General features: G+C 51.3%; 3 protein-coding genes. 1 reads left to right on the top strand and 2 read right to left on the bottom strand.

Going from position 1 to position 3,289, the window contains the following annotated elements:
* Both VIM87_RS17230 and VIM87_RS17225 read right to left on the bottom strand, forming a co-directional pair.
* On the bottom strand, positions 1–504 hold a 504-nt coding region (locus VIM87_RS17230; RefSeq protein ID WP_331998198.1), incomplete at its 3' end, for a sulfite exporter TauE/SafE family protein.
* A 340-nt stretch (positions 505–844) separates the two neighbouring features.
* Positions 845–1,867 carry a LacI family DNA-binding transcriptional regulator gene (locus tag VIM87_RS17225; protein ID WP_331998197.1) on the bottom strand — a complete coding sequence of 341 codons (1,023 nt, stop codon included), beginning with the start codon at positions 1,865–1,867 and terminating at the stop codon, positions 845–847.
* A gap of 123 nt (positions 1,868–1,990) precedes the next feature.
* On the opposite strand from VIM87_RS17225, the gene xylA reads away from it, so the two are divergent.
* Positions 1,991–3,289 (top strand): xylose isomerase (gene xylA / locus VIM87_RS17220; RefSeq protein ID WP_331998196.1); only part of this gene is annotated, 1,299 nt, incomplete at its 3' end.

Here is a 3,289-nt window from a genome sequence, read left to right as displayed (position 1 = left end):
GGCCAGCGTCATCATCAGGTAACCGCCGGGCACATGCCGCACTTTATAGTTCACCATACCTTCAGGGGTAGGATACTGGCCGTTAAGGCGCAGCTGTTGCGCCAGCTGGCTTTTATCAGCTGTTTCCAGGTGATTGCCTTTGGGGCGGATGGATAGGAAAGCGGAGGTAATGAGCACCAGGCCAAAAATAACCGCCACCACGCTGGTGGGCATGTACACCGCCAGCAAGGCCCCGGCCACTGCACCGGTAGTGGTGGCAATTTCCAGGAACATGCCCAGGCGTATATTGGTAATACCCTCTTTTACATAGGCAGATGCTGAGCCGGAGGAGGTAGCAATGGCCGCAATAAGGGCGGTGCCAATTGCATAGCGGATGTCGGTATGGAATACGAGCGTCAGCAGTGGAATAATTACTACGCCACCCCCCAGGCCGGTAAGAGAGCCCAGCAAACCTGCCAGGAAAGCCCCGCCCAGAAGAATTAGCGTAAAAGTTAAAATGGTCATGGTTGGTCCATCAGTTGTTGGTGGGCACAAAGGTCAGTAAATGTGGCCAGAATGCAAAGCTGTCTTGTATTCCGATGGACTAAGAGTAATTTGCAAATGTGCAAATATGCGGGTGTGCAAATGTGCAAATGATGGAAACTGTAATGCAAAACACCATCTCCGCTGCATTTCATCTGCATATCTGCACATTTGCATATTTGCACATCTGCACATTTTCACCATCTCCGCTGCATTTCATCTGCACATCTGCACATCTGCATATCTGCACATCTGCGCACATTGTCACCATCTCCGCTGCATTTCATCTGCACATTTGCATATCTGCACATCTGCACATTTTTTACCGTCTCCGCGAAGAACCCCTCACGATCAGCACCGGTTCCAGCACCACCTTTTCTGCCGGCCGGTCTTCGGCGGGTTCCTTATTAAGCACTGTTTTCAGGAATAAACGGGCCGCTTCTTCACCCATTTTTACGGTTTGCTGGTCTACCGTGGAAAGGCCGGGATGCACCAGCTCACCAAAAGCTTCATTTGCAAAGCCTATTACCCCGGTTTCCTGGGGTATCTGTATGTTATAGGCCTGCAGCTGCTGTATTACGCCCATGGCAGTATAATCTTCCAGCGCAAATACAGCATCAAAGGTAATGCCCTGCTCCCGTAGCTGCCGTATGCAGGAGCGGCCGTATTCAATGGAGAACTGCCCCTGCAATATCAGCTCTTCCTGCAGGGGGATGCCGTAACGTTCCAGGGCATCTTTATAACCGCGCAGCCGTTCCTTAAAAATAGGCATGTTCTGCGCGGCGGTAATATGCACAATACGCCGGTATCCCTGCTGTATCAGGTGCTCCGTAGCCATAAAGCCACCCTGGTGGTCGTTAATGGTTACACTGGGGGTGTTCAGCGCATCCAGGGTACGGTCAAAGAAAATAAGGGGAATGTTACGCTTCTTAATTTCCTCGTAATGCCCATACTGCTCCGTTTCCAGCGTAACGGATGAAATGATCCCATCCACTCGCGATTGCAGGAACGTTTCAATCCCTTTTACCTCCTGCCGCAGCATTTCATTGCTCTGGTACAGGAGTATGCTGTAGCCGTTCTCATTCATCACCTTTTCAATACCGTGCACCACGGAGCTGAAAAAGCTTACATGCAGGCTGGGCACAATGACCCCGATAACATGCGTGCTGCCGGAGCGCAGGGAGCTGGCCAGCTTGTTCTGCCGGTAGTTGAGCCGCTCCGCCGTTTGGTGTACGGCCACCCGGGTGGCCTCGCTAATGGCCGGGTTGTTGCGCAGCGCCCGGGCCACGGTCGAAAAGGTGATATTCAGCTCGCGGGCTATATCGTGAATGGTAGTTTTTTTCATTTTGTATCACAATTTTAAGAATAGGCTTTTGTTTTTTCAAGGTTTCTTTTATTTTTATGCCAACGTTGGCATAAATTGTCAAAACGTTCCACTTTCACCATTTTTAAAACTGATACCTTCACTATGGCAAACATTGTCACAGGCAGCAAAGAATTTTTCAAGGGTATAGGCGCTATCAAATTTGAGGGCCCTGCTACCGACAACCCGCTGGCCTACCGCTGGTACGATGAGAATAAAGTAGTAGCCGGTAAAACCATGAAAGAGCACCTGCGTTTTGCAGTGGCCTACTGGCATTCCTTCTGCGGCAACGGCGCCGATCCTTTTGGCGGCCCCACCCATATTTTCCCCTGGGATGAAAAAGGCGACGCAGTAGAAAGAGCGAAAGACAAGATGGACGCCGCTTTTGAGTTCATCACCAAGCTGGGAATGCCTTATTACTGCTTTCACGATGTGGATGTGGTAGATTACGGGAACGATGTAGCCGAGAACGATAAAAGGCTGCAGGCCCTGGTAGATTATGCCAAGACCAAACAGGCCGATAGCGGGGTAAAGCTGCTGTGGGGTACCGCCAACCTGTTCTCACACCGCCGTTATATGAATGGCGCTGCCACTAACCCTGATTTTCATGTGCTCAGCCATGCAGCAGCGCAGGTAAAAGCCGCGCTGGATGCTACCATTGCGCTGGGAGGCGAGAATTATGTGTTCTGGGGCGGCCGGGAAGGTTATATGAGCCTGCTGAACACCAATGTAAAGCGGGAGCAGGAGCACCTGGCCCGTTTCTTACATACCGCTAAGGATTACGCCCGCAAGCAGGGCTTTAAAGGCACCTTCTTTATAGAGCCTAAGCCCTGTGAGCCTACCAAACATCAATATGATTATGATGCGGCAACCGTGATCAGCTTTTTACGCCAGTACGACCTGCTGAACGACTTTAAGCTGAACCTGGAAGTGAACCACGCCACCCTGGCGGGACACACCTTCCAGCATGAGCTGCAGATAGCTGCAGATGCAGGTTTGCTGGGTTCTATTGATGCTAACAGGGGCGATCAGCAGAACGGTTGGGATACCGACCAATTCCCCAACAATATCAACGAGGTAACGGAATATATGCTCATCATCCTGGAAGCCGGTGGCTTTAAAGGTGGTGGTATTAATTTCGACGCCAAGATCCGCCGTAACTCCACAGATCCGGCAGACCTGTTCCATGCGCATATCGGTGGCATTGATACCTTTGCCCGTGCGCTGGTAATAGCGGATAATGTGCTGCAAAAATCAGAATACCGCAAGATCCGCCAGGACCGTTACGCCTCTTTTGACAGCGGTAAAGGAAAGGATTTTGAAGCCGGGAAGCTGTCACTGGAAGACCTGCGCGCCTATGCTATCGAAAAAGGCGAGCCGGCATCCCTGAGCGGCAGGCAGGAA

It is taken from the genome of Chitinophaga sp. (genome assembly GCF_036569125.1).
In the GTDB taxonomy this organism is placed as follows: domain Bacteria; phylum Bacteroidota; class Bacteroidia; order Chitinophagales; family Chitinophagaceae; genus Chitinophaga.
Note: the sequence above shows the minus strand (reverse complement) of the source record. Positions and strands in the feature narration are given on the sequence as shown.